Origin of the sequence: Sphingomonas sp. (assembly GCF_036731925.1) — a bacterium.
In the GTDB taxonomy this organism is placed as follows: Bacteria; Pseudomonadota; Alphaproteobacteria; order Sphingomonadales; family Sphingomonadaceae; genus Sphingomonas.
The window spans coordinates 1,076,946-1,101,818 of sequence record NZ_DAINDJ010000001.1 but is presented as its reverse complement, the minus strand read 5'-3'; the positions used below and the strand labels follow the sequence as shown (position 1 = coordinate 1,101,818).

The following is a 24,873-nucleotide window of genomic DNA, read 5'->3' as shown; positions in this document are numbered from 1 at the left end:
GGCGCGGCCGAACAGGGGATTCTCACATCATGCGCTTGCCTGCCGCATTGCTTCTTCTTGCCGGCCTGAGCCTACCCGCCGCCGCCCGGGCGCAGGACGCCGCCGTGAAGGCCGGCGTGGAGGCCTATGATCGCGGCGACTATGCCGGGGCGTTGCGCGCCTGGCGACCTGCCGCGGAGAAGGGCGATGCGGACGCGCAGTACAACGTCGGGCAGATCTACAAGCTGGGTCGCGGCGTGCCCGTCGATATGGTGGAGGCGGAGAAATGGTACCGCCTCGCCGCGCTCCAGGGCCATGATCTGGGCGAGGCGAATTACGGCATGATGCTGTTCGAGAACGGCAAGCGCGAAGCCGCCGTGCCGTGGCTCGAGCGCGCGGTGGGCCGTGGCGAGCCGCGCGCGCAGTATCTGCTCGGCGTGATGCTGTTCAACGGCGATGGCGTCGCCAAGAACTGGGTGCGCGCCTATGCGCTGATGCTGCGCGCCTCGGCCGGGGGGCTGGACGCTGCCACCCGCACCCTTGGCCAGATGGACCAGTATATCCCCGCTGCCGACCGCCAAGCCGGTCGCACCCTCGCCCAACGCTATGAGGCCGAGGCGCGCGTGGCGGTGGCGCCGCCTGCCGCCGCCCCCGCCCGGCGCGGCCCGGCCGCACCGGCGCTGGCAGCGGCATCGAAACTGCCCCCTGCCCCCGCCGCCGCGCGAACTGCCCGACCGACGGCGCCGGCAGCGCCCAAGGCAGCAACGCCCGCGACGCCCGTCACCGGTAGCTGGCGCATCCAGCTCGGCGCCTTCGCCATGCCGGGCAACGCCGAGCGGCTCTGGAGCCAGGTCCGCGGGCACTTTCCGGGACGCCGCCCCTTCTATCCTGCCAGCGGCAAGATCACCCGTCTGCTCGTCGGCCCGTTCGCGTCGCAGGCCGATGCCCAAAAAGCCTGTGGCGTCATCAAGCCCTGCATGGCAGTCCAGCAATAACAGGGAGATAGATGATGCAGCGATCCATAGCATGCGCGGCCGTTCTGCTGGCGTTCGGCGCGCCGGCGCACGCGCAGTCCGAAGGCGAGAATGCGCCGCGGCGGTACCGCATCGCCATCGGCGCGCAGGCCGTGCCGAGCTACCCCGGCGCGGACCACAACGCCGTGCGACCGCTGTTCGACTTCGCCACCGCCCGCGGCGACGCGCAGTTCGAATATGAAGCGGCCGACGAAAGCCCGAACATCTCGCTCTATGATCGCAATGGCTTCGAGGCAGGAATCGCCATCGGCCTGCAGAGCGCGCGAACCCGGCGGCGCGTCGGCGCCGATCTCGGCAAGGTCGGCTTCTCGGTCGAGCCGGGGGTGTTCGCCAGCTATTACCTGACCTCGCAGCTCCGCGCCTATGGCGAGCTTCGCAAGGGCGTGAGCGGGCACAAGGGCGGCGTCGCCATGCTGGCGCTCGACTATGTACAGCGCGACGGCGATCGCTGGCTGCTCGCCATCGGCCCGCGCGTGAACCTGTCCGACGCGAAATATCGGCGCGCCTATTTCGGCGTGAGCCAGCGGGACGCAACCGCCGCGGGCATCCCCACCTATCAGGTCGGCGACAATGTCGTGCACAGCGCAGGCATCGCCGCCACCGGCATCCGCCAGCTGACGACGCGCTGGGGGCTCTATGGCTACCTCGCCTATGACCGGCTGACGGGCGACGCCGCCCGCTCCCCGGTTACCGAGCGACTGGGCTCGAAGAACCAGTTCTCCGGCGGCCTGGCGCTCAGCTACACCTTCGGGCGGGGCGTTCGCTAAGCTTCAGGCGGTGACCCACTCGGCGCGTGCGATGCCCTGCGCATAGAGCAGCGCCGTGAGGTCGCCATGATCGATCCGCGCGCCGGCGGCGGCCGCGACGATCGGCTTGGCATGATAGGCAACGCCCAAGCCGGCCTTGCGGATCATCGCCAGGTCGTTGGCGCCGTCGCCCACGGCCATGGTCTGCTCCGGTTCGAGGCCCAGTTCGGCCATCGCGCCGAGCAGCGTCGTTTCCTTGGTGCTGCTGTCGACAATCGGCTTCGTCACGGTGCCGGTGAGCTTGCCGCCTTCAATCTCCAGCACATTGGCGATGCGGCGATCGAAGCCGATCCGGGTGCCGACCGGCTCGGCAAAGCGGGTGAAGCCGCCGGAGACCAGAATCGTGTGCGCACCCCGCGCGCGCATGGTCTTCACCAGCGCCTCCGCACCCGGCATCAGCCGCACGCGTTCTTCGAGACACTGGTCGATGGCGGTCTCGGGCAGGCCCTTGAGGAGCGCCACGCGGGCATCGAGCGCTTCGGCAAAGTCCAGCTCGCCGCGCATCGCCCGCTCGGTTACTTCGGCGATCTGCGGCTTGATGCCGGCATAGTCGGCGAGCTCGTCGATGCATTCGACGGTGATCATCGTCGAATCCATGTCGGCCACCAGCAGCTTCTTGGCGCGCTGCGCTTCAACCTGCACGATTACGTCGGCATCGGGGATCGCGCCTTCGAGTGCGGTGCGCGCCGCCTCCGGGTGCGCGGCGAAGGGCAGATCGGCCGCGATGCCCTCGTCCAGCCAGCGCCAGCCCGCCGGGCTGCACCCCGCCGCCACGAGGCGCTCGGCCGCCGTGTCCAGCTGCCCTGACGAAAGACCTTCTGCTATCAGCGTCGCAATGAACATGATTTCCCCTGGGCTACCGCGCGTCGCGCTCATTGCAGGGCCAACGGCCAGCGGCAAGTCCGCGCTGGCGCTGGCGCTCGCCGAAAAGCATCGCGGCACCGTCATCAACGCGGATTCGATGCAGGTCTATGCCGATCTCCGCATTCTCACCGCGCGCCCTTCCGAAGCGGAGGAAGCCCGCGTGCCCCACCGGCTGTTCGGCCATATCGACGGCGCCGAGGCCTGTTCCGCCGCCCGCTGGGCCGCCGATGCTCGCGCCGCGATTGCCGAGGCGCATGCCGAAGGCCGTCTGCCGATTCTCGTCGGCGGCACCGGCCTGTATCTGCGCACGCTGATCGACGGCATCGCGCCGGTGCCCGAGATCGATCCGGCGATCCGCGCGGAGGTTCGCGCCCTGCCCGTTGCGGAAGCCCATGCCGCGCTCGCGCTTGCGGATCCTGCCGCCGCCGCGCGGCTGAACGCTGCGGACACCACCCGCGTCGCCCGCGCGCTCGAAGTGGTCCGTTCGACCGGGCGCACCCTCGCCGACTGGCAGGATCGCCGTGAGGGCGGCATCGGCAATGCGGTCCAGCTCGCGGCGATGATCCTGCTGCCCGATCGCGCCTGGCTGGGCGAGCGGATCGACCGCCGCTTCGCAACGATGCTCGCCACCGCCGAGGACGAGGTGCGCGCGCTGCTCGCCCGCGCCGATGTGCCGACGGATGCGCCGGTGCTGCGCGCGATCGGTGTGCACGAAGTCGGCAAGGTTCTCACCGGTGAATGGAGCGAGGAGACCGCGCAGGAAGCCGGCGCCCTGGCCACCCGCCAATATGCCAAACGGCAGTACACCTGGTTCCGCCGCCAGACTCCAGGGGGGGCGGAGCTGACGACGGAGACAGATACGTACGAAAATCTAGGGCAGATTGAAAGGAAATTTTTTCTTTAGGGGTTGACCTATCATATTCGTGCGGTTAGCAGCCCCTCTCCGACGGATAGTTTCCGTACAGTAACTCATTTGCGAATGCGTGGAGGCAAAGGTGACCGAGAAGAGCGGCGCAGACATCCTGATCGAGGCATTGACCGACCTCGGGGTGGAAGTCGTGTTCGGCTATCCGGGTGGTGCCGTGCTTCCGATCTACGACGCCCTGTTCAAGCAGGACCGGATCAAGCACATCCTGGTCCGCCACGAACAGGCCGCGACCCATGCCGCGGAGGGCTATGCCCGCTCGACCGGCAAGCCCGGCGTCGTCCTCGTCACCTCGGGCCCGGGTGCTACCAATGCGATCACCGGCATCACCGACGCACTGATGGATTCGATCCCGATGGTCGTCATCACCGGGCAGGTCCCGACGGCGCTGATCGGCACCGACGCCTTCCAGGAGGCGGACACCGTCGGCATCACCCGCCACTGCACCAAGCATAACTACCTGGTGAAGCGTCCGGAGTTGCTGGGCGCGACGGTCCATGAGGCGTTCCACATCGCCACCTCGGGCCGTCCCGGTCCGGTCGTGATCGATATCCCCAAGGACGTCCAGGTCGCCACCGCGCGCTATGAGGCACCGGGCCCGATCCAGCACAAGACCTATCGCCCCCAGACCGAGCCCGACGCGGCGAAGATCCAGGAAGCGGTCGACATGCTGGCGGCGGCGGAGCGTCCGGTCTTCTACACCGGCGGCGGCATCATCAACTCCGGACCCGAGGCCACGCGCCTGCTGCGCGAGCTGGCGGCGCTGACCGGTGCGCCGGTCACCTCGACGCTGATGGGCCTGGGCGCCCTGCCCGCCTCGTCGGACCAGTGGCTGGGCATGCTGGGCATGCACGGCACCTATGAAGCCAATATGGCGATGAACCAGGCGGACCTGATCATCGCCGTCGGCTCGCGCTTCGACGATCGCGTGACCGGCCGGCTCGACGCCTTCGCGCCGAACAGCCGCAAGGTGCACATCGACATCGACCGTTCCAGCGTGAACAAGAATGTTCGCGTCGACCTGCCGATCATTGCGGATTGCGCCCGTGCACTGGATGCGATGGTGGAAAGCTGGAAGTCGCGCGGCCATCCCAAGCCCGATCTCGGCGAGTGGTGGAGCCGCATCCAGGGCTGGCGCGCGCGCCGCTGCCTCGATTTCCCCGAGGCGGGCGAAGCGATCATGCCGCAGCGCGCGATCCGTGCGCTGTACGAGGCGACCAGGCACCGCGCGCCGATCATCACCACCGAAGTCGGCCAGCACCAGATGTGGGCGGCCCAGCATTTCGGCTTCGAGGCGCCCAACAAGTGGCTGACCAGCGGCGGCCTCGGCACGATGGGCTATGGCCTCCCGGCGGCGATCGGCGCGCAGCTGGGCAATCCTGGCGAGCTGGTCATCGACATCGCGGGCGAGGCCTCGATCCAGATGAACATCCAGGAGCTGGCGACTGCGACCCAGTACCGCCTGCCGGTGAAGATCTTCATCCTCAACAACGAATATATGGGGATGGTCCGCCAGTGGCAGGAGCTGACCTACCAGTCGCGCTATTCGGAAAGCTATTCGGATGCGCTGCCCGATTTCGTGAAGCTGGCCGAGGCCTATGGCTGGAAGGGCATCCGCATCGAGAAGCGCGCGGAGCTGGAGGACGGCATCCAGGCGATGCTCGACCATGACGGCCCGGTGCTGGTCGATTGCCGCGTGGCCAAGCTGGCCAACTGCTTCCCGATGATCCCATCGGGCGCGGCGCACACCGAGATGCTGCTCCAGGCGAGCGAAGTCTCCGGCGAAATGGACGACGAGGCCAAGGCGCTGGTTTGACCGGATTTTGGATCCTCCCTGCAAGGGGCAAGGATCGAAGGGGTAGAAATGCACATCAAGGAAGAAGCCATCGAGCGCCACACGCTGGCGGTCATCGTCGATAACGAGCCCGGCATCCTCGCGCGGATCGCCGGCCTGTTCACGGCGCGCGGCTACAATATCTCGTCGCTCACCGTGTCGGAGGTCAGCGACGACGATCTGATCAGCCGCATCACCATCGTCACCTTCGCGTCGGCGCCGGTGATGGAGCAGATCATCGCCCAGCTCGATCGGCTGGTGCCGGTCCACAAGGTGGTCGATCTCACGGCCAAGGGCGAGCATGTCGAGCGCGAGCTGGCGCTGATCAAGGTCGTCGGCACCGGCGATCACCGGATCGAGGCGCTGCGCCTCGCCGAAGTGTATCGCGCCCGCGTGGTCGATGCGACCATCTCCAGCTTCGTGTTCGAAGTGACCGGCACGATCGACAAGATCGACAAGTTCGTCGAACTGATGCGCGAAGTGGGGCTGATCGAAGTCGCCCGCACCGGTATCGTCGCGATCTCGCGCGGCCGCGAAGCCGCCTGACGTTTTCCGCGCATCCGCGCACCGCAGATTTGAAAGGGAAGAACAACAACATGCGTGTCTATTACGATCGCGACGCCGATCTGAACCTGATCACCGACAAGAAGATCGCCATTCTCGGCTATGGCAGCCAGGGCCATGCGCACGCGCAGAACCTGCGCGATTCGGGCGTCAAGGAAGTCGCGATTGCGCTCCGCCCGGGTTCGGCTTCGGCCGCCAAGGCCGAAGCGGCCGGCTTCAAGGTGCTGCCGAACAAGGAAGCGGCCGCCTGGGCCGACATCCTGATGATCCTGGCGCCCGACGAGCATCAGGCCGCCATCTGGGAGGCCGATCTCAAGGGCAACATGAAGCCGGGCTCGGCGATCGCGTTCGCGCACGGTCTCAACGTGCATTTCGGCCTGATCGAGCCGCCGGCGGATATCGACGTGATCATGATCGCGCCCAAGGGTCCGGGCCACACCGTGCGCAGCGAATATGTCCGCGGCGGCGGCGTCCCCTGCCTGATCGCGATCCATCAGGACGCCTCGGGCAACGCGCATGACGTGGCGCTGGCCTATGCGTCGGGCGTCGGCGGCGGCCGCTCGGGCATCATCGAGACCAACTTCCGCGAAGAGTGCGAGACCGATCTGTTCGGCGAGCAGGCCGTGCTCTGCGGCGGCGCGACGGCGCTGGTCCAGGCCGGCTTCGAAACGCTGGTCGAGGCGGGCTATGCTCCCGAAATGGCCTATTTCGAGTGCCTCCACGAGCTGAAGCTGATTGTCGATCTGATGTACGAAGGCGGCATCGCCAACATGCGCTACTCAATCTCGAACACCGCCGAATATGGTGACATCAAGACCGGCCCGCGCATCATCACCGAAGAGACCAAGAAGGAGATGAAGCGCGTGCTCGCCGACATCCAGTCGGGCCGCTTCGTCAAGGACTTCGTGCTCGACAACCGCGCCGGCCAGCCCGAGCTGAAGGCCAGCCGCATCGCCGCCAAGCGCCACCAGATCGAGCAGGTCGGCAGCGAGCTGCGCGCGATGATGCCGTGGATCGGCGCGAACAAGCTGGTCGATCAGTCGAAGAACTGATCAGACACGGAAACCATGGGTTGCCGGCTGCGCACTAGCAATGCGCGGCCGGCGGCCTCATTACGGGAGCGACGCAACCACCCGAAGGGAACATCCATGCGCGCTCTCCTTGCTCTCGCCCTTTTCGCGGCCGCTCCGGTCGCCTTCGCCCAGGAACTGCCCGGCCAGGCCGACGCTGCCCGCGTTCCCGCCGGCACCTATGCGGTCGACACCGGCCACACCCAGGTCGATTTCACCGTCAATCACTTCGGCTTCAGCCAGTTCACCGGCCAGGCCGGCGGTGCCACCGGTTCGCTGACGATCGATCCGGCCAAGCCGAACGACGCCAAGCTGGACATCACCATCCCGACCAGCGGCATCGTCACCACCGTCGCGGCGCTCGACAAGCACCTCGCCACGCCGGACTTCTTCGATGCGGCCAAGTACCCGACGATCCGCTTCGTCTCGACCAAGGTGGTCGTCAGCGGTACCAAGGCGCAGATCACCGGTGACCTGACGCTGCACGGCGTCACCAAGCCCGTCACGCTCGAGACCAGCCTGGTCGGCGCGGGCACCAACCCGATGATGAAGAAGCTGAACTTCGGCTTCGAGGCGACCACCACCATCCAGCGCAGCGCGTTCGGCATGGACAAGTATGTCCCCTTCGTCTCGGACGAAGTGAAGCTGCACATCAACGCGGCATTCACGGCCAAGTAAACCTTTGGTTTGATTGCCCCAACCTCCTGCCTGCGCCACCAGCGGGCTAGGCAAGAGGTTGGATATGCAGGATCAGGAAGGCCGAGACGGCGCCAAGCGCGTCGAGGCGTTTTCGGATGGGGTGATCGCCATTATCGTCACCATCATGGTGCTCGAACTGCACGCCCCCGAGGCCCCGGGGCTGCGGGCGCTGCTGGGGCAATGGCCCGTCTTCCTCGCCTATGCGCTCAGCTATGCCTATGTGGCGATCTACTGGGTCAATCACCACCGACTGTTCCAGTTCGCCATCCGGGCGGGCAATGCGCTGCTCTGGGCGAACATCGTGCTGCTGTTCACGCTGTCGCTGGTGCCCTTCGCTACCGCCTATCTGGGCGAGCAGCATTTCAGCGGCGAGGCCACCCTGCTGTACATGCTGGTGATGCTGCTCCCGTCCTTCGCCTATAACTGGTTGCAGCGGGTCATCCGCCGCACCGGCGCCCGCACCCCCGAGGCGGAGCGCTACCATCGCCGCACGCTGCGCAAGAGCATGCTGGCCTCCGGCCTGTACCTTGCAGGCGTGGCCGTAGCCATCGTCTCGCCCCCGGCCGGTCTCGCCTGCGCGGCTGCCGTCGCGCTGCTCTGGTGCCTCGCCGACGGCCCGCTGGACCGCCTGTTCGAGCACTGATCTAGAAGCCGAACCTGGCGCGCACGCCGTAGAAGCGCGGTGTGCCCGGATAGCCGGCATAGTTGCCGTTCTGCTCCGGCACCCCGAAGCCGCTGATGAAATAGCTCTGGTTGGTGAGGTTCTCCACCCAGAATGCCAGGCTGCGGCGGCCGTCGGGACTCTGCACCCCGATCGCCGCCGAGACCAGCGGATACCCCTGGTTGTAGAGCGCGTTGCGCCCGTTCGCGTCGGGCGGGCTGGAGGGGATGTTGACCTCGCTGTTGTAGCGCATGTCGACATGGAGCAGGCCGTTGACCCCACGGGCGATCGGCGGGGTCCAGGTGCCGGCGATCGTCACCGTGTGACGCGGCTGGTTGTCGATCTGCAGATTGCCCTTGCCCTGCAGCGCGGTGCCGGCAAAGTTCCTGCCATTGTCGTTGTAGCGCGCGTCGATATAGCTGTAGCCGAGCTGGAAGATCAGGTCGCGAACCGGCTGGATCGTCGCCTCGGCCTCCAGGCCCTTGCTGGTCGTCTTCGGCACGTTCTGCACAACGAAATTGGTGCCGCTGAACACCAGGCTCTGCAGATTGTAGAAGGTGGAGTAGAAGCCGGCCAGGTTGAGAGTGAACGTTCGGCTCACCTGCGTCTTCAGCCCCAGCTCGAAGGCATCCACCGTCTCCTTCGAGAAGTGCAGGTCGCCGGCCTGCGCGCCGTTGCCGCCGAGCAGCACGGAGTCGAAAGTCGCCTGGTCGAGATTGTAGCCCCCGGACTTGTAGCCGCGATCATAGCTCGCATAGCCGAGCACACGCGGGCTGAACTTGTAAGCGAGCTTCGCCGTACCGGTCAGCTGGTCCTCGCTGCGCCTGTCGGCATAGGCGCCGTTGAATTCGCTGTTCACCGCAGGATTGCAGCTCAGCAGGAACAGGTTGCTGAACAGTCCCGGCACCTGGCGCAGGATATTCGCATAGGCCGCCGCCGCCGCATTGCCGGTGCGCGCCTGATTGAAGAAGGTGCAGGCACCGGTGTTGCTGGCGATCGTCGCGGTGAGATCCTTGCTCTCGTGGTTCCAGCGCGCGCCGAGCGTGAGCGACAGCCGATCGGTCACCTGCACGATGTTGTGGGTGAACAGCGCGAAGGCGCTGGTTTTCACCCGGAAAGCATTATCGTTGTTCCCCTGGCCGGGGGCGTTGCCCGGCAAGGGCTGCACCGCCAGCGCGGCGAGCCCCGGCACCACGGCGATTCCGGGCAGCGGCGCGATACCGGCCTGGGCGCGGAACAGCGTCACCAGCGGCGCAAGCTGCCCATAGGCCGCAGGACGGACGGCGGGGTTGAGCAGCACCTGGCCGAAGCTCGGCACCCCCGCCCCCAGCGATCCATAGAACTGCACCGGCGTGCCGAACAGCGGCCGCAGCTGTGCGGAGAAGATGGAATCCACATAGCGGTTGGAGTCGTTGCCCACCCGCACCGTGTCGCGCAGCGTGTTCGTCTCGTTGAGGTAGAAGCCGCCGACCAGCCAGTCGAGCTTGCCGCCGAACGCCGATCCCTGCAGCCGCACTTCCTGGGTGAGATCGGTGAGTGCATTCCGATAGCCGTCGCGATAGGCGCGATCGATACCGGAAAAATCGATGTCCTGCGAGCGCAGCACCCGCCAGCGGCGATAGGCGGTGATCGCGGTCAGCTTGGCGCCGCCCAGATCATAGCCGAGCTCGCCCGAGACGCCATAGTCGCGCACTTTCTCGCCGTAGGCGCGGTTGGGCGACATCGCCTGGACCCGGTTATCGGTCGACCCGGTGTAGAGGCCCACAAGTCCCTGCGCTGCAGCGATGTTCTGGATCACCGGCGCAAGTGGCCCGCGTACCGCCGAGACGACGCCACAGCACTGCTCGTCCGTCTGATAATAGTCGGCGATCAGCCGGATGCTGAGCGGGCCATTGTCGAACAGCGCCTGGCCGCGCACCAGCCAACGGTTGATATCGTTGACCGCGCGGCTGCTATTGGCATCTTGCAGATAGCCGTCGCGCTTCCGATACGCGCCGTCCAGCCGCAGCGCGACATGCTCGGCCACCGGCCCGGTGACCGCGCCGCGCGCGGCATAGGCGTTGTAGTTGCCGTACCCCGCCTCGACATAGCCGCCGGTTTTGAACATCGGCCGAGCGGTGAAGATGCTGAGCGCGCCGGCCGACGTGTTGCGGCCGAACAGCGTACCCTGCGGCCCCCGCAGGATCTCCACCCGCTCCAGCTCCGGCAGTTCGGAAACCGCCACGCCGGAGCGCGCACGGAACACGCCGTCGATGAACACCCCCACCGCCGGCTCGAAACCCGGATTGTCGCCCCCGGTGGTGATGCCGCGGATATAGATGGTGGTCCCCGTCGACGAGGACTGGCCGATCGAGGATTGCAACGATGGCGCCAGCTGCTCCAGATCGCGGACATTGTCGACGCCGGCATTTTCCAGCAGCTGCGGGCCGATGGCAGTGATCGCCACCGGCACGTCCTGCACCGTCTCGTTGCGGCGGGTGGCGGTAACGATGATCTCGTTGGCCGAGACATAGCCCTGATCCTGCGGAGAAGCCGCAGGCGCGGCCTGCCGATCCTGCGCGGCCGCGGGTATCGCAATCACGAGCATCAGCGCCGTCGCGACGAGTAGATCGCCCTTTGGTCCGGTCATGGCCCTCTCCCTGGTTGCTCCGACCTTGCGTCGGTCGCGGCTTTGCTGTTTCTGCAAGGGCAAGCTAACGCCCGGCTTTTCCGGGGGTCAACGGGCCAAACGTTACCAAGACCGCAGAAATCCCAGGTTTTCTGCCACTTCGGCCGGCGTTCCCGATCACTGTCTGGCAAAGCGCGCTTGCCGTAAGGGAAGGCGCAGCGGCGAGCGAAAGGACGAATATGCACGATCACCACCACGATCCGGAAGACGGCGATCTCGTTTCCGGATCTCCCAAGATTCCCGTCCCCGAGGACGTGGCCGACGCCATTCGCACCCTGATCCGCTGGACCGGGGACGATCCCAGCCGCGAGGGCCTGCTCGATACCCCGCAGCGTGTCGCCCGCGCCTGGAAGGAATATTGCGCCGGCTATGCCGAGGATCCGTCGCACCATCTGGCGCGCGTGTTCGAGGAAGTAGGTGGCTATGACGAGATCGTGCTGCTGAAGGACATTCCCTTCCAGTCACATTGCGAGCACCACATGGCGCCGATTACGGGCAAGGCATCGATCGCCTATCTGCCCAGGAACCACGTTGTCGGCATTTCGAAACTTGCGCGCGTCCTTCACGCCTTTGCCCGTCGCCTGCAGGTGCAGGAACGGCTCACTGCGGAAGTGGCGGATTGCATCTGGAACCATCTGCACCCGATCGGCGTCGCGGTGGTGATCGAGGCGCAGCATGGCTGCATGACCGGTCGCGGCGTACGCACGCCGGGCGTCGGCATGGTGACCAGCCGGATGATGGGCGTGTTTCGCGAGGACGAGCGCAGCCGGGCCGAAGTGCTCAAGCTGATGGGCTATTGATGCCCGGGCGGGTGCTGGTGACCGGGGGTGCGCGGCGGATCGGCGCGGCGATCAGCCGGGGCCTCGCCGCGCGCGGCTGGGCGGTGGCGATCCATCACCATCACTCGCCGGCGGAAACCGAAGTCTTCGCCGCCGAGCTGCAGGCGAGCGGCGCGACGGTCGCGGTCGTCTGCGGCGAACTGGCCGATCCCGCCGCGCCTGCCGCACTGGTCGAGGCCTGCCGCTCTGCATTCGGCGCGCCATTGGACGCGGTGGTCAACAATGCCTCGCTGTTCGCCTATGACCAGGCGCCGATCGCCGACTATGCGCTGCTTGATCGGCACATGCATGTGAACCTTGCCGCGCCGGTGGGCCTCGCCATGGCGCTCGCCGCGCAACCGGACCTGGCCGAGGGCGCGGTGGTCAATCTGCTCGACCAGAAGGTGGGCAACCTCAATCCCGACTTCTTCAGCTACACCTGCTCCAAGCTCGCCCTGCACGGCGCAACCCATATGCTGGCGCAAAAGCTGGCACCGCGGGTGCGGGTGAACGCGGTGTCTCCCGGCCTCACGCTGCCCAGCCTCGATCAGACCGAGGAGGAATTCGCGCGCACCGGCGCGCAGAACCTGCTCCGCCGCCCGGTCGATCCCGCCGACATCGCCGCTACCGTGGCTCATCTGCTCGAATGCCGCAGCATGACCGGGCAGAATGTCTTCGTGGATTGCGGCCAGCATTTCCTGGCGCGCGACAGCGACGTGATGTTCGAAGGGCGAGAGCACCGACCCGATGCCTGACTATGTGATCCATCTCGAAGCACTCGAAGTCTCGATGGGACTGGGAATCCACCCGGAGGAGCGCGCCGCGCCGCAGCGCGTGCGGATCGACGTGGCAATGACCTGTCGCTACCCCGCCGTCCCCGAGGATCGGATCGACGCCGTAGTGGACTACGACTTCCTGCGCGAAGGCATCCACGCGCTTGTCCGGTCGCGGCATTTCGAGTTGCAGGAAGTGTTGTGCGAGGAAGTGGCCGCGCTTGCGATGCGCGATCCGCGCGTCGTGCAGGTCCGCGTTCGCTCCGCCAAGCAGGACATTTACCCGGACGCTCGTGTTGGTTGCGAAATCATCCGTATTCTTCCGAATATGCAGGAATAATCCCGCGTCGGGCCATCTGCCCTCCTCCGCCCCCCTATAATCTACGATGTGGCCTTCCTGCTGGAGGGCCGATCAGGGGATACGTGCGCCTGCCGCCAGAGGATTGTGGATGTCGATTGCAAGTTTCGTTCGCAACAGTGCGTTGGCCATGATGGCGCTTCTGGTCGCCGGCGGCCTGCTGGCGGCGTGGCGGCTGGATCGCATCCGCATGGGCGGCGACGTGCAGCTGCATCAGCAGGTGAACGCTGACCTTATCGCCGACATCCTCCCCCCGCCCGAATATATCATCGAGCCCTATCTCGAAGCGACGCTGATCGCCCGCGCGCCGGAGACGGTGACCGCCCATGCCGAGAAGCTGGACGGCCTGCGGAAGCTCTATGCCGAACGTAACAAGTTCTGGCAGATCGCTGGCATCGACGAGACCCTCCGCAACCAGCTGCTCCAGCAGGCCCATCCTGCCGCACAGGCTTTTTGGAGCGAGCTGGAGCAGGGCCTCATCCCCGCCGCCCGCAAGGGCGACCGCGCCGCCGTGGATGCCAGCTACGCCAAGCTGACCGGCCTGTACGGCCAGCATCGCGCCGCAGTGGACAAGCTGGTCGCGTTGGCACGGAGCGAGCAGCAGCGCATCGAGGCGGATGGCGTCTCTGAATTCTACCTCGCGATCGGCATCGTCGTGGTGCTGGCGCTGGTCGTCGGCGGCCAGGCCGCGCACTTCTATCTCACCATGTATCGCCGGGTCCTGGAGCCGGTGGGCACGCTCTCCGCGCTCACCGACCGGCTAGCCCGCGGCGAAGTGGCGACCATTCCCTATCAGGATCGCACCGACGAGATGGGCCGCATCGCATCTGGCCTCGAACATTACCGGGCCGCTGCCGCGGCGCAGAGCGAAGCCGATGCGCGCAAGCTGGCGGAGCAGCGCGACGTCACCGAAGTGCTCGGCAACGGCCTGCTGGCGCTGCGCGAGGGCGACCTGACCCGCACGATCGACCGCCGCTTCCCGGCCGAATATGAAGTGCTGCGGCAGAACATCAACGAGGCGATCGCCTCGCTGCGCGCCCGCGTCCAGCTGGTCAGCGAAAGCGCCGACAATATTCGCAACACCTCGGCCGAAGTGGCGCATGGATCGGAAGATCTCGCGCACCGCACCGAGAAGAGCGCCGCCAATCTCGCCCAGGCGACCGAAGCGCTGAGCAAGATCGAGGAACGCCTACGTGCCACGATGATCGCCGCCGACACCACCGTGAAGCGCGCCGGCGAAGCGACCACCGCGGTGCGGGACGGCCGCGGCACGACTGCGCGCGCCGTCGAGGCGATGGACCGGGCGAGCGGCAGCGCCAAGAATATCGACGGGGTGATCGAAGGCGTCGACAAGATCGCCTTCCAGACGCGCGTGCTCGCGATGAACGCCGCCGTGGAAGCGGGCCGCGCCGGCGAGGCGGGGCGCGGGTTCATGGTCGTCGCCGATCTGGTCGCCGCCCTGGCACTGCGCGCAGAGGATCAGGCCAAGCAGGCCCGCGACATGCTGAGCGAGACCCAGGCGACCATCCTGCAGGCGGCCAACGCCGTGCACGAAACCGATACGGCGCTCGACACCATTTCGGGCGACGTCGAGGCGGTCCACAACCTGATCGCCGCCATCGACCATGACAACCATGCCCAGTCGACGGCGGTGAGCCAGGTCTCGACGGCGATGAAGGAAATGGATCTGGTGACGCAGCAGAATGCGGCGATGGTCGAGCAGACCTCGGCGGCGATCCAGAACCTGTCCAGCGAAGTCAATGCGCTTGCCCAGCGGGCCGGCGCCTTCCGCTTCGACCGGAGCAGCGGCACGCGGCAGGCCGCCACGTTCGAGCGGACCCCCGCCGCGGTCCACTAGGTCCCACGCCTCCAGGCACAGGAACGTGAACGGGGAGCGAAGCACGCCGGTGCTCCGCTCCCCGTTGTTGTTGTGCGGGAGTCCGGCGCAGCCTGCTGCGCCGGCGCCGCTCAGGCGCGGTTGGCGGCGCTCAGCACCGCGCGCACCGATGCGGTGGCGATGTCCGCGTCGACGCCCACACCGAACACGGTGCGTCCGTCCTCGGTGCGGCATTCGACATAGGCCGCCGCCTGCGCATCCGCACCGCCGCCAATGGCGTGCTCGCTGTAATCGACCACGTCGAGCCGCGGACCGGTCGATCCCGCCAGCGCGTCGACCACGCCCGAGATCAGGCCGTTGCCGCGTCCGGAAATCGACTGCGCCGTGCCGTCGATGGAAATCCGGCCGACGAACACCCGGCTGCCCGCGCTGCCGGTTTCCTCGTAATCGACCAGCGCGATCCGATCCTTGTCACCGGGCAGGTACACCCGCTCGAACAGGCTCCAGATGTCGGTGGCGTTCAGTTCGCGGCTGGTCTCGTCCGCCAGCGCCTGGACATGCTTGGAGAATTCCGCCTGCATCCGCTTGGGCAGCTTGAGGCCCTTGTCCTGCTCGAGCACCCAGGCGACCCCGCCCTTGCCGGACTGCGAGTTGACGCGGATCACCGCTTCATAGTCGCGGCCGAGATCCTTGGGATCGATCGGCAGATAGGGCACGTCCCACACCTGATCGTTGCGCGCCGCCTGCGAGGCGAAGCCCTTCTTGATCGCGTCCTGGTGGCTGCCCGAAAAGGCCGTGAACACCAGGTCGCCCGCATAGGGATGGCGCGGGTGGACAGGCAGCTGGTTGCAATATTCGACCGTCTGGATCACCTCGTCGATGTTCGAGAAGTCCAGACCCGGGTTCAGCCCCTGTGTGTACATGTTGAGCGCCAGCGTCACCAGATCGACATTGCCGGTGCGCTCGCCATTGCCGAACAGACAGCCTTCGACGCGGTCCGCGCCGGCCAGCAGGCCCAGCTCGGACGCGGCGACGCCGGTGCCCCGGTCGTTGTGCGTGTGCAGGCTGATGACGACGCTGTCGCGATTGCGGATGTTGCGACAGAACCATTCGATCTGATCGGCATAGACGTTGGGCGTTGCCGCCTCGACCGTTGCCGGCAGGTTGAGGATCAGCGGCTTCTCCGGCGTTGGCCGCAGGATGTCCATCACCGCCTCACACACCTCGACCGAGAAATCGAGCTCGGCGGTGGAGAAGGTTTCCGGGCTGTATTCGAAATGCCAGTCGGTATCGGGCTGCTTGGCCGCTTCGTCGCGCAGCACCTTGGCGCCTTCGATGGCGATCTGGCGCACTTCGTCGCGGCTCATGTTGAACACGATGCGGCGCCAGGCCGGTGAAACCGCATTGTAGAGATGGACGATCGCCTGCTTGGCGCCCTTCAGCGACTGGAAACTCGTCTCGATCAGGTCACGGCGGGATTGGGTGAGCACCTGGATGGTCACGTCGTCGGGCACCTTGCCCTCGCGAACCAGGCCGGAGATGAAGTCGAACTCGGTGGCGCCGGCACTCGGGAAGCCGACCTCGATCTCCTTCAGCCCCACCTTCACCAGCAGCTCGAAGAAGCGCGTCTTCTTCTCGCCGTCCATCGGATCGATCAGCGCCTGGTTCCCGTCGCGCATGTCGGTGGAAAGCCAGCGCGGTGCCTTGGTGATGGTGCGGCTGGGCCATTGCCGATCGGGCAGATCCACCTGCGGGAAGGGACGATATTTGACGCTGGGGTCGCGCAACATGTGCCGTGTCTCTCTTCAAGGTCGGGCCGCGCCTAGCGCAGCCAATATGCGTTAGGGAAGCTTCCGTTTGCCCTTAGGGGAGACGCGCGCGTGCGAGATCGGCCCCTAAGGGCGGATAAGTCGCAGGGTAAGGCGCGCGGCGGTGTTCACCCCGCTGTAATGCCGGAATTATACGATCTTGTCCAGCTTGGGCTAAATACCTGCAAAATAAGGGAGCTTTCGGCACATTGATCGGTTATTAACCATCAGACGCCGAAGAAGCGTGCTCGCAGGAGAGGAATTTCATGCTGCAGCTCGTCTATATCAGTTCCGTCAATCCGGCCGCGCCCTGCCCTACCCAGGACATTCTGACGGTTTCCCGCCGCAACAATGCGCGGGATCGGATCAGCGGCCTCCTCTACGCCGATACCGGCCGCTTCCTCCAGGCGCTGGAGGGGCCCGAGGACGCGGTGGAAGCCGCCTATGCCCGGATCGAGCGGGACCCCCGCCACCGCGCCATCGTCCTGCTGTCCCGCCGGATCGTCGATCGGCGCGAGTTCGGCCATTGGGAAATGGCGCACCGCGCTCCCGGCGCGGACGCTGCCGGCTTCCTGGCGGACGTGCAGCGCCTGACCGCCGACGCGGCGCCGGACGTCCGCGGCACGTTCGACGGACTGGTGCGCACCCGCGCTATCGCCTGAGCGCAACTATACTGCGTCCCTGCGCCAAAGTGTTGCGCCCCTGCACCACCGCAACGCCGCAAAATGACGGTTCGGCGTAGTTCGGTGCTGTCTGCGCTGGACAGAAGCCCTTTCCCGCGATCAAAGGCGTACAGGGGCGTGCAACACCGCACGAACCGCAGTACATCGTTGGTTGCGACAAGGGGGAGGAAGCCTCTCGATCCCGAGGCGCTGACGAAGGAATAGCCCCACTAAGGGGTACGAACAGGAGTTAGACACGATGGCCGAGACCAAAGCACGCGGTGGCATTGCCAAGCCGGTTACCCCTTCGCCCGAACTGGCGAAGATTGTGGGCACCGCCGATCTGCCGCGCAGCGAGATCGTCAGCAAGGTGTGGGAATATATCAAGAAGCACAACCTGCAGAACCCGGCGAACAAGCGCGAGATCCTGGCGGACGAGACGCTGAAGCCGATCTTCGGCGGCGACAAGGCCACCATGTTCGAGATGAACAAGCACCTCGCGAAGCACGTCAAGTAAGCGAGGTCGCCGGCCTTTTCAGGCCGAGCGAACAACAAAAGGGGCAGGCATCCACGATGCCTGCCCCTTTTTTGCTTTCGGCGCGCACCCAGATGGTGCGCGATTCGCGCCGATCAGTGCGCCAGCACCAGCGGCACAGGGCTTTCGGCCAGCATCCGCCGCGTAACGCCGCCGAACGCCGCCTCCAGGAAGCGGCTGTGGCCGAAGCCACCCATCACCAGATAGGCGGCCTTCACCGACCGGACGACGCCGAGGATCGCATCGCCTACCGTGCCGGCCTTGGGGACGACCCGCACTTCCGGCCGGATGCCGTGGCGCGACAGATACTCCGCCGCCTCGGCCGCGGGCAGCCGCAGCTGCCCCTCATCCACGACCAGCAGGGTAACGGTGCCCGCATGCTTGAGCAGGGATACCGTTGCCTGAAGCGCAGCCTCGGCGGTGCGGGAGCCGTCCCACGCCACCACAGCGTGCCCGTACAGATCGAAACCAAGCCCGCTCTCCGGGACTGCCACGATCGGCTTGCCGGTCTTGAGGATCGTGTCGCCGATCAGGTCCCGCATGTCGGGATAGTCGATCTTGTCGAGCTCGCGATTGAGCACCACCAGATCGGCAAGCGCGCTCGCGTTGCGCAGGCATTCGCGCGCGAAGCCTGTCGCGTCTACCCAGTCATAGGGCACATCCTCGGTCTTCAGCCGGGCTTCCATGCGGAGGCGATTGGCCGCCTCGCGGGTCTGCTCGTCTGCGAGCAGCGCGGCACCCCCGCCGAATTCCACATAATCGCCGACATAGGCCGGGACGATCGCGACGTCGATACAGCGCAAATGCCCTTCGAGCCCTCGGGTCAAATCGACGGCAGCCTGGAATCGCGCTTCCTGCCCGGCGTCGTCATGCATCAGAACGAGTATATTCTTCATGGTCGCCTCCATCGCATCCAAGTTTTCTTCCCGGATGAGCACAAGCTAGGCAGATGCACTGGGCATCGACATGCGGTTAGTTACGGAGTCTCGGCTGCAAGTGTTGCAAGCGCGCCGGAGTTCAGGATCACGAAGCTGCGGAGATCCGGCAAGCCGATCACGCCGTCTCGCTTCATCGCGGTCAGCTTGCGGCTGACGGTCTCGATCGTCAGCCCAAGCAATTCCGCCATCTGCTGGCGCGTGAGCGGCAGCGAAACCGGGGCGCCGGGGCTGCAGGTGCCGCGCGCAGCGAACTGCAGCAACAGGCTCGCCACGCGCTCTTCGGCCGACTTGCGCCCCAGCAACAACATCCAGCGGCGCAGCTGGTCCAGCTCGTCATAGGCGCGCGTGAGCAGCGCCTGGCCGATCTCGGGATGCGCCTCGACGAGCGCGGGCAGCGCGCTGCGCGGGAAGACGCACAGCTCGGTCTCGGTGAGCGCGGTGACACAGTGGCTGGACGGGCGCTCGCCGATCGCGCCGACGAAGTCCGCCGGAAAGGCAAGGCCCAGCATCTGCTCGCGGCCGTCCTCCAGCGATGCCGAGAGCTTGACGAGGCCGTGGTGCAGGATGCCGACCTGTTCGGCCACGTCTCCCTGCCAGATCAGCGCCTCGCCCCGGCGCAGCACGCGCTTGCGGCCGATGCGGTTCAGCGCCTCCAGCGCCCCCGCCGAGATGCCGCCGCACAACGAGGCCATCCGCACGCCGCAGGCCGCGCAACGTGCCGGCAGCGTCCATTCTGCTGCGCCCAAATCCGGCTGGTTTCGATCCATGTACATATCCGCCTCCGCGCGCTGCATGCCGCGCGCGCGCGTAGCCTGTCGTTACGTATAGGTCCGCAACCCGCCTCCTTGGGAACATTACCTACGCGCAACGTTGCGCCCGATCAAAACGGTGCGCGGCGCTTGGGCGTACCCGGTGCCTCGTCGAACACGAGGAGAAATGAACCATGCGTACTTCGCTTTTTATCGGTCTGGCCGCTGCCGGCCTGCTGGCCTCCACTGCGAGTGCCCAGGCGCAGGACAAGGCGGGCATCGCGGCCGGTGACTGGCTGGTCCGCCTGCGCGGCATCGTCGTCGCGCCGAACGAGTCTTCCGATGGCATCAACCCGGGGATCCCCACCGGCAAGGTCGGCGTGGGCAACGCGGTGATGCCCGAAGTCGACTTCACCTACATGGCCACCGACAATATCGGCGCAGAGCTGATCGTCTCCAGCACCCGCCACGACATTCAGGGTCGCGAGGCGATCTCGTCGCTGGGCAAGGTCGGCCACACCTGGGTGCTGCCGCCGACGCTGACGCTGCAATATCACTTCATGCCGAAGGCGGCAGTGCGCCCCTATGTCGGCGCGGGCGTCAACTACACCACCTTCTATTCGGCCAAGACCAGCGACTCGCTGAACAAGGCCCTGGGCAAGACCAGCCTCTCGCTGAAGGACAGCTTCGGCTACGCCCTGCAGGCGGGTGTGGACGTCGACCTGAACAAGAAGTTCTTCCTGAACCTCGACGTCAAGTACATCGACATGAGCACCACTGCCCGGCTCGATACCGGGGGCGTGATCAACCAGACCAAGGTCAACATCAATCCGCTGGTGTTCGGCTTCGGCGTGGGCACGCGCTTCTGACGTCGAATTCCCCCGCTTGTGATTGCCTCACCCCTCCAGCGGGGGAGCGACTGGGAGCCGCGATCTAGGGTCGCGGCTCCCATCTTGTTTATAGAGATTTGAGGAAAAATCCGGGACGGTGCTGCGTGCACGTGGCGGCGCAGACTGGCGCGAGCCTGTCCCACGCCCTGCTCAGCGATTCGCGCTAATCCGCTGAAACTCCGGCATACCGACCCGCAGCAAACGGTCCCAGATCGCGTCGAACGCAATGGGGTCCGACTGCAACGCCGCACTGGACGCGCGGAGCAGCCGGATCTGCACGATAGGTGCAGGCCCGACGCCGCTGACGGCCGCATCCCTACATGATGCTCGGCGCATCACCGTCAGGCCGCGACGGACCATGTGGGACGTGATGCGTGGTGACCCGGAGAGGATTCGAACCTCCGACCTCTCGATTAGGAATCGCTTGCTCTATCCTGCTGAGCTACCGGGCCACGGAGATGCTCGTATAGGCCTGCGCCGACCAAATCAATTGCGCGCCTCGGGCGGGACGACGGGAACCAGCAGCGGCGCGACCGGAACCCCCTCCTCCACCAGCGCCTTCGCCTCCTGCAGCGTCGCCTGGCCGTGAATGGGTGCTTCCGGCGCCTCTCCCTGGTGCATTGCCCGAGCCTTCTCGGCGAAGGCCTTGCCGACCCATTGCGAACTTTCGAGCTGCTTGGCCTGGAGCTGCGCCATCGCGGCGAGCGCCGCCTTGAACGCATCGGCGCCGGCAGGCGCCTTTTCCGTAGCCTGGTTGCCTTTCGGGGAGACCGCCGGTGCCATCACGGCCTTGGTGACCGCCACATCGCCGCAGAAGGGGCAGGCGATCAGCCCCTGCGCACGCTGCTCCTCATAGGCGCCGCTCGACTTGAACCATATCTCGAACACATGGTCGCCGCTGCACTTCAGGTCGAAGACGATCACGCAGCGGTCGCCTCTGGAATGGCGCGGCGATGGCGCAGTACCGGCACCCGGGTCCGCACGTCGGCGATCCGCGCCGGGTCGATCTCCGCAAAGCCCAGGCCCGCCGGCGCCCCCATGTCGATGAGGACCTCGCCCCAGGGATCGATGGCGAGGCTGTGCCCGTAGGTGGCGCGTCCGTCGGCATGGTCGCCGGTCTGCGCGGCGGCCAGGACGAAGGCCGCGGCCTCGATGGCGCGCGCCCGCAAGAGGACGTGCCAATGCGCCGCGCCGGTCGGGCGAGTGAACGCCGCCGGCACGGCAAGGACGGTCGCACCCGCGTTGCTGAGCGTACGGAACAGGTCCGGGAAGCGCAGGTCGTAGCAGATTGCGAGCCCCAGCGCGCCGATCGGCGTCTCGACCACCACGGGCCCCTCGCCCGCCGTGTAGCTGTTCGATTCGCGCCAGCTCTCGCCCGTCGGCAGGTCGACGTCGAACAGATGCATCTTGTCGTAGCGTGTGCGGATGGCGCCGCTCGCGTCGATCACGAAGGCGCGGTTGGCGAGCTTCCCGTCATCGCGCAGCACCGCAAGGCTGCCCAGATGCACCCAGATGCCGTGCTTCGCCGCCGCCTCCCGCACCGCCGCGAGCACCCGATCCTCGTCCTCGGGCCGATAGTGCGGCTGCGCGCGTGCACGATCGCCGTCGAGCAGGCCGGACATTTCGGGCGTGAACAGCATCGCCGCCCCGCCCGCCTTTGCCTGCGCCACGGCGTCGACCAGCGTCGCGGCGTTCGCAGCGGGATCGATCCCGCTGGTCATCTGCAGCAGCGCGGCGCGCGTCATGCGGCGAGCAGCGGGTCCAATCCGCCCTTGCGATCGAGGGCGGCGAGATCGTCCGAGCCGCCGATATGCTGGCCGTCGATGAAGATCTGGGGGACCGTGGTGCGGCCCGGTGCCCGCTCCAGCATCTCCGCGCGCTTCGCACCACCCATGGTGATGTCATATTCCTCGAACGCAGCACCCTTGCTGGTGAGCAACTGCTTGGCGCGCGTGCAATAGGGGCAGAACGCCTTGGTGTAGATTTCGACCTTTGCCATAATGTCTCCAGAGGTGTGCGCGAGGCCCCGGCTTGTCAATCCAGGGGATCGTCCGCGAGGACGCGGGCCCAGCAAAGAAGGATAACGCGCGAAGCGCCGCCGCGTTTGAGCAGCCGGGCGCAGGCATCCCCCGTCGCGCCGCTGGTATGGACGTCGTCGACCAGCAGCACCGTCCGTCCGTGCAGCCGCGCGCGCGCATCGGGCGCCAGCGCGAAGGCGCCCGCGACCACCTTCGCCCGGGCACGCCGGCCCAGCCCCTGCAGCTTGGGCGTGGCCTTCACGCGGCGCAGCAGATCGGTCTCGACGGGAAGGCCGGTCTGCCGGGCCACCCCTTGCGCGATCAGCACGGCCTGGTTGAAGCCGCGCGACCACAACCGCCAGCGATGGAGCGGCACGGGCACCAGCAGCTCCGCGCCTTCCGGCACCAGCCGCGCCATCGCGCGCGCCATCGTCTCCGCCGCCGCCAGCCGACCGCCATATTTGAGCTTGAGCGCCAGCCGCCGCGCAACCTCGCCATAGGCCACCGCTGCCCGCACGCCGTCATGGGGCGGCGGATGCGCGAGACAGTCGCCGCACCGCGCGGCCTCCCCACGATCATAGTCGAACGGCAGATGGCAGGCGGCGCACCAGGGGCGTCCCAGGAACTGGAGGCTGCCCCAGCAGCCTGCACAGAAGCGATGGTCCGCCTCGACGATCGCGCCGCATCCCGGGCAGCGCGGAGGCAGCGCCAGGTCGATCAGCCGGAGGAAGGGCGCGCGCGGATCCACGCCCTCTTGTTCCAAGCCGCGCGCCGCTGCACAAGCCGCCTGTGTCCGACTCCGAAATCTTCGATCGCGCGCTGCGCCGCAAGCGCCGGGATCGCGCCTCCCGCAGCTACGAAAGCTTCCTTCGCGATCATATGCTGGACGGCCTCTACGAACGGCTGGAAGGCGTGAAGCGCGAATTCCGCACCGTGCTCGACCTCGGCAGCGCGGATGGCAGCTTCGTGTGGCCCGGCGCGACGATCACGCGGCTGGAAGCCGGCCCCGCCTTCGCCGCGGCGAGCGGCGCGATCCATGCCGACGAGGACATGCATCCCTTTCCAGAGGGAAGCTTCGACCTGGTGATTTCGGCAGGGGTGCTCGACACGGTGAACGACGTGCCGGGGGCGCTGGCCCTCGCGCGCCGGGCGTTGAAGCCCGACGGCCTGTTCCTCGGCGCGTTTCTCGGCGGCGGCAGCCTGCCCACGCTGCGCGCCTGCCTGCTCGCCGCCGAAGCCGATCGCCCGGTGGCGCGCTTCCATCCGCAGATCGACGTGCGCGCGGCAGGCGACCTGCTCTCCCGCGCCGGCTTTGCCTTGCCGGTGGCGGACGTGGAGACGCTGACGGTGCGCTATGGCGGGCTGGGCGGCCTGATCCGGGATCTGCGTGGCATGGCGGCCACCAACCTGCTGCCCAAAACGCCGCCCCTCCGCCGCGAGACGCTGCTCGGCACCGCCGCAGCCTTTGCCGAGCGGGCCGACCCCGACGGCCGCACGCCCGAAAAATATTCGATCGTGTACCTTACCGGCTGGGCGCCCGATCCTTCGCAGCCCAAGCCGGCGCGGCCCGGCAGCGCGACCGCGTCGCTGATCGACGCGCTGAAGCCGAAGGACTGAGCAGGGTTCCGCCTCAATGGCCGGTTGGTGACAGCAGCGGCGCCAACGCATCGATAAACGGCAGATCCGCCGGCGGCATGGGCAATCCGCGCAACGTCGCCAAGTCCGCCCAGGTGAGCGCGCTGGCGTGGCGAGGCTCCGGCACGCCCTCCCACCGGTCCAGGCGGTAGAGCAAGAGCATCAGGTGCCGGTCGGCAAGCGGCTCGCTGGCGAAGGTGATCGGCGTCAACGCTGCCGGATCGGCCACTACGCCCAGTTCCTCTTCGAGCTCGCGGACCAGCGCCGCTTCCGGGCTTTCGCCGGGCTCGATCTTGCCGCCTGGAAACTCCCACAGCCCGGCAAGTGCCGTGCCCTCCGGGCGTTGCTGTACCAGCACCCTGCCTCTATCGACCATCGCCGCTGCCACCACCAACAGTATCGCGCGCGCTTCGCTAATCACTTCGCAACCAAATCCTGAGAAAATCCGCTTCGCTTTTGTATGAGATTGGTTGACGATGCGAGCCCTGATCCACGCCTTGCGCACCCTTGCCTGCGCTGATCGCGGTGCCACTGCCGTGGAATATGGCCTGATCGTCGCGCTGATCGTGCTGGCGATGGTGGGCGCGATCGGCGTCTTCGGCGAGACGACGTCCTCGATGTGGAACAATGTGTCCCAGCAGGTCCAGCAGGCGGGCCACGAAGCCCCGTAAAGCTTTCGCTAAGTACTGGATTTAGGCGGTTCTTAACCGCTCTTCTCTAAGGTCCCCCTGCCGCGTCGGAGTGCCGA

Annotated in this window: 28 protein-coding genes and 1 tRNA gene; 17 read left to right on the top strand and 12 right to left on the bottom strand. The window is 66.7% G+C overall.

Annotation, left to right across the window (positions count from 1 at the left end; all coding sequences use genetic code 11):
• The first annotated feature begins 29 nt into the window (after nt 1-29).
• Nucleotides 30-974, top strand: coding sequence for an SPOR domain-containing protein (locus tag V7E00_RS05460; RefSeq protein WP_333571650.1), 945 nt, complete (start codon nt 30-32; stop codon nt 972-974).
• Nucleotides 975-985: 11 nt separating this feature from the next.
• Nucleotides 986-1,780: a MipA/OmpV family protein gene (locus tag V7E00_RS05455; protein WP_333571649.1), complete on the top strand. Its 795-nt coding sequence runs from the start codon at nt 986-988 to the stop codon at nt 1,778-1,780.
• Between the two features lie 3 nt (nt 1,781-1,783).
• Here the strand turns inward: V7E00_RS05455 and serB are convergent, their stop codons facing one another.
• Complete coding sequence (gene serB / locus V7E00_RS05450; protein ID WP_333571648.1) at nt 1,784-2,662, bottom strand: phosphoserine phosphatase SerB; 879 nt, start codon at nt 2,660-2,662, stop codon at nt 1,784-1,786.
• On the opposite strand from serB, the gene miaA reads away from it, so the two are divergent.
• The 6 genes from miaA (at nt 2,661) to V7E00_RS05420 (ending at nt 8,418) form a co-directional block, all read left to right on the top strand.
• Entirely contained in the window at nt 2,661-3,587 is a 927-nt protein-coding gene (miaA, locus tag V7E00_RS05445; RefSeq protein WP_443019174.1) for a tRNA (adenosine(37)-N6)-dimethylallyltransferase MiaA, read from the top strand. The two genes, serB and miaA, sit on opposite strands and share 2 nt — an antisense overlap.
• A 91-nt stretch (nt 3,588-3,678) precedes the next feature.
• Nucleotides 3,679-5,424: an acetolactate synthase 3 large subunit gene (locus V7E00_RS05440; protein WP_333571646.1), complete on the top strand. Its 1,746-nt coding sequence runs from the start codon at nt 3,679-3,681 to the stop codon at nt 5,422-5,424.
• Between the two features lie 48 nt (nt 5,425-5,472).
• Nucleotides 5,473-5,988: an acetolactate synthase small subunit gene (gene ilvN, locus V7E00_RS05435; protein ID WP_066717241.1), complete on the top strand. Its 516-nt coding sequence runs from the start codon at nt 5,473-5,475 to the stop codon at nt 5,986-5,988.
• A 50-nt stretch (nt 5,989-6,038) separates the two neighbouring features.
• Nucleotides 6,039-7,058 carry a ketol-acid reductoisomerase gene (ilvC, locus tag V7E00_RS05430; RefSeq protein ID WP_093292976.1) on the top strand — a complete coding sequence of 340 codons (1,020 nt, stop codon included), beginning with the start codon at nt 6,039-6,041 and terminating at the stop codon, nt 7,056-7,058.
• 96 nt (nt 7,059-7,154) lie between these two features.
• Nucleotides 7,155-7,754, top strand: a complete 600-nt coding sequence (locus V7E00_RS05425; RefSeq protein WP_333571645.1) for a YceI family protein — start codon at nt 7,155-7,157, stop codon at nt 7,752-7,754.
• A gap of 64 nt (nt 7,755-7,818) precedes the next feature.
• Entirely contained in the window at nt 7,819-8,418 is a 600-nt protein-coding gene (locus V7E00_RS05420; protein WP_333571644.1) for a TMEM175 family protein, read from the top strand.
• A 1-nt stretch (nt 8,419) separates the two neighbouring features.
• Here the strand turns inward: V7E00_RS05420 and V7E00_RS05415 are convergent, their stop codons facing one another.
• The gene (locus V7E00_RS05415) at nt 8,420-11,065 is read right to left on the bottom strand and encodes a TonB-dependent receptor (RefSeq protein ID WP_333571643.1); all 2,646 of its coding nucleotides are present in this window, start codon (nt 11,063-11,065) and stop codon (nt 8,420-8,422) included.
• A 218-nt stretch (nt 11,066-11,283) separates the two neighbouring features.
• On the opposite strand from V7E00_RS05415, the gene folE reads away from it, so the two are divergent.
• The 4 genes from folE (at nt 11,284) to V7E00_RS05395 (ending at nt 14,911) form a co-directional block, all read left to right on the top strand.
• Nucleotides 11,284-11,904 (top strand): GTP cyclohydrolase I FolE, encoded by a 621-nt coding sequence (folE, locus tag V7E00_RS05410; RefSeq protein ID WP_333571642.1) that lies wholly within the window; start codon nt 11,284-11,286, stop codon nt 11,902-11,904.
• Nucleotides 11,904-12,677, top strand: a complete 774-nt coding sequence (locus V7E00_RS05405; RefSeq protein ID WP_333571641.1) for an SDR family oxidoreductase — start codon at nt 11,904-11,906, stop codon at nt 12,675-12,677. Before folE ends, V7E00_RS05405 begins: the two co-directional genes overlap by 1 nt.
• Nucleotides 12,670-13,035: a dihydroneopterin aldolase gene (locus tag V7E00_RS05400; RefSeq protein WP_333571640.1), complete on the top strand. Its 366-nt coding sequence runs from the start codon at nt 12,670-12,672 to the stop codon at nt 13,033-13,035. Before V7E00_RS05405 ends, V7E00_RS05400 begins: the two co-directional genes overlap by 8 nt.
• 148 nt (nt 13,036-13,183) lie before the next feature.
• Complete coding sequence (locus V7E00_RS05395; protein WP_333571639.1) at nt 13,184-14,911, top strand: methyl-accepting chemotaxis protein; 1,728 nt, start codon at nt 13,184-13,186, stop codon at nt 14,909-14,911.
• Between the two features lie 110 nt (nt 14,912-15,021).
• Here V7E00_RS05395 and leuA read toward each other — a convergent pair whose 3' ends face one another.
• On the bottom strand, nt 15,022-16,680 hold the full coding sequence (gene leuA, locus V7E00_RS05390) for a 2-isopropylmalate synthase (protein ID WP_333571638.1): 1,659 nt from the start codon (nt 16,678-16,680) through the stop codon (nt 15,022-15,024).
• 284 nt (nt 16,681-16,964) lie between these two features.
• On the opposite strand from leuA, the gene V7E00_RS05385 reads away from it, so the two are divergent.
• Nucleotides 16,965-17,360, top strand: coding sequence for a BLUF domain-containing protein (locus V7E00_RS05385; protein ID WP_333571637.1), 396 nt, complete (start codon nt 16,965-16,967; stop codon nt 17,358-17,360).
• Between the two features lie 259 nt (nt 17,361-17,619).
• On the top strand, nt 17,620-17,877 hold the full coding sequence (locus V7E00_RS05380; RefSeq protein ID WP_066717263.1) for an SWIB/MDM2 domain-containing protein: 258 nt from the start codon (nt 17,620-17,622) through the stop codon (nt 17,875-17,877).
• Between the two features lie 113 nt (nt 17,878-17,990).
• Here V7E00_RS05380 and V7E00_RS05375 read toward each other — a convergent pair whose 3' ends face one another.
• Nucleotides 17,991-18,791 carry a universal stress protein gene (locus tag V7E00_RS05375; RefSeq protein WP_333571636.1) on the bottom strand — a complete coding sequence of 267 codons (801 nt, stop codon included), beginning with the start codon at nt 18,789-18,791 and terminating at the stop codon, nt 17,991-17,993.
• A gap of 80 nt (nt 18,792-18,871) precedes the next feature.
• Entirely contained in the window at nt 18,872-19,606 is a 735-nt protein-coding gene (locus V7E00_RS05370; RefSeq protein ID WP_333571635.1) for a Crp/Fnr family transcriptional regulator, read from the bottom strand.
• Nucleotides 19,607-19,776: 170 nt separating this feature from the next.
• Here V7E00_RS05370 and V7E00_RS05365 point away from each other — a divergent pair, with 170 nt between their 5' ends.
• Entirely contained in the window at nt 19,777-20,451 is a 675-nt protein-coding gene (locus V7E00_RS05365) for an OmpW/AlkL family protein (protein ID WP_333571634.1), read from the top strand.
• 171 nt (nt 20,452-20,622) lie between these two features.
• Here the strand turns inward: V7E00_RS05365 and V7E00_RS05360 are convergent, their stop codons facing one another.
• The 6 genes from V7E00_RS05360 to V7E00_RS05335 all read right to left on the bottom strand — a co-directional run bounded on the left by V7E00_RS05360 (nt 20,623) and on the right by V7E00_RS05335 (nt 23,238).
• The gene (locus tag V7E00_RS05360) at nt 20,623-20,832 is read right to left on the bottom strand and encodes a hypothetical protein (protein ID WP_333571633.1); all 210 of its coding nucleotides are present in this window, start codon (nt 20,830-20,832) and stop codon (nt 20,623-20,625) included.
• Nucleotides 20,833-20,847: 15 nt separating this feature from the next.
• Nucleotides 20,848-20,924: transfer RNA gene (locus V7E00_RS05355), tRNA-Arg, on the bottom strand.
• Between the two features lie 34 nt (nt 20,925-20,958).
• Nucleotides 20,959-21,396, bottom strand: a complete 438-nt coding sequence (locus V7E00_RS05350) for a DUF1178 family protein (RefSeq protein WP_333571632.1) — start codon at nt 21,394-21,396, stop codon at nt 20,959-20,961.
• Entirely contained in the window at nt 21,393-22,217 is an 825-nt protein-coding gene (locus tag V7E00_RS05345; RefSeq protein WP_333571631.1) for a carbon-nitrogen hydrolase family protein, read from the bottom strand. The genes V7E00_RS05350 and V7E00_RS05345 overlap by 4 nt, the downstream gene beginning before the upstream one ends.
• Nucleotides 22,214-22,471, bottom strand: coding sequence for a glutaredoxin 3 (grxC, locus tag V7E00_RS05340; RefSeq protein WP_333571630.1), 258 nt, complete (start codon nt 22,469-22,471; stop codon nt 22,214-22,216). Before grxC ends, V7E00_RS05345 begins: the two co-directional genes overlap by 4 nt.
• Nucleotides 22,472-22,506: 35 nt before the next feature.
• Nucleotides 22,507-23,238 (bottom strand): ComF family protein, encoded by a 732-nt coding sequence (locus V7E00_RS05335; protein WP_333571629.1) that lies wholly within the window; start codon nt 23,236-23,238, stop codon nt 22,507-22,509.
• 41 nt (nt 23,239-23,279) lie between these two features.
• Here V7E00_RS05335 and V7E00_RS05330 point away from each other — a divergent pair, with 41 nt between their 5' ends.
• Nucleotides 23,280-24,107 carry a methyltransferase domain-containing protein gene (locus V7E00_RS05330; RefSeq protein WP_333571628.1) on the top strand — a complete coding sequence of 276 codons (828 nt, stop codon included), beginning with the start codon at nt 23,280-23,282 and terminating at the stop codon, nt 24,105-24,107.
• A 13-nt stretch (nt 24,108-24,120) separates the two neighbouring features.
• Here the strand turns inward: V7E00_RS05330 and V7E00_RS05325 are convergent, their stop codons facing one another.
• Complete coding sequence (locus V7E00_RS05325) at nt 24,121-24,501, bottom strand: (deoxy)nucleoside triphosphate pyrophosphohydrolase (protein WP_333572379.1); 381 nt, start codon at nt 24,499-24,501, stop codon at nt 24,121-24,123.
• Nucleotides 24,502-24,601: 100 nt separating this feature from the next.
• Between V7E00_RS05325 and V7E00_RS05320 the strand changes: the two genes are divergently transcribed.
• Nucleotides 24,602-24,796 carry a Flp family type IVb pilin gene (locus V7E00_RS05320; protein WP_333572378.1) on the top strand — a complete coding sequence of 65 codons (195 nt, stop codon included), beginning with the start codon at nt 24,602-24,604 and terminating at the stop codon, nt 24,794-24,796.
• The last annotated feature ends 77 nt before the right edge of the window (nt 24,797-24,873 follow it).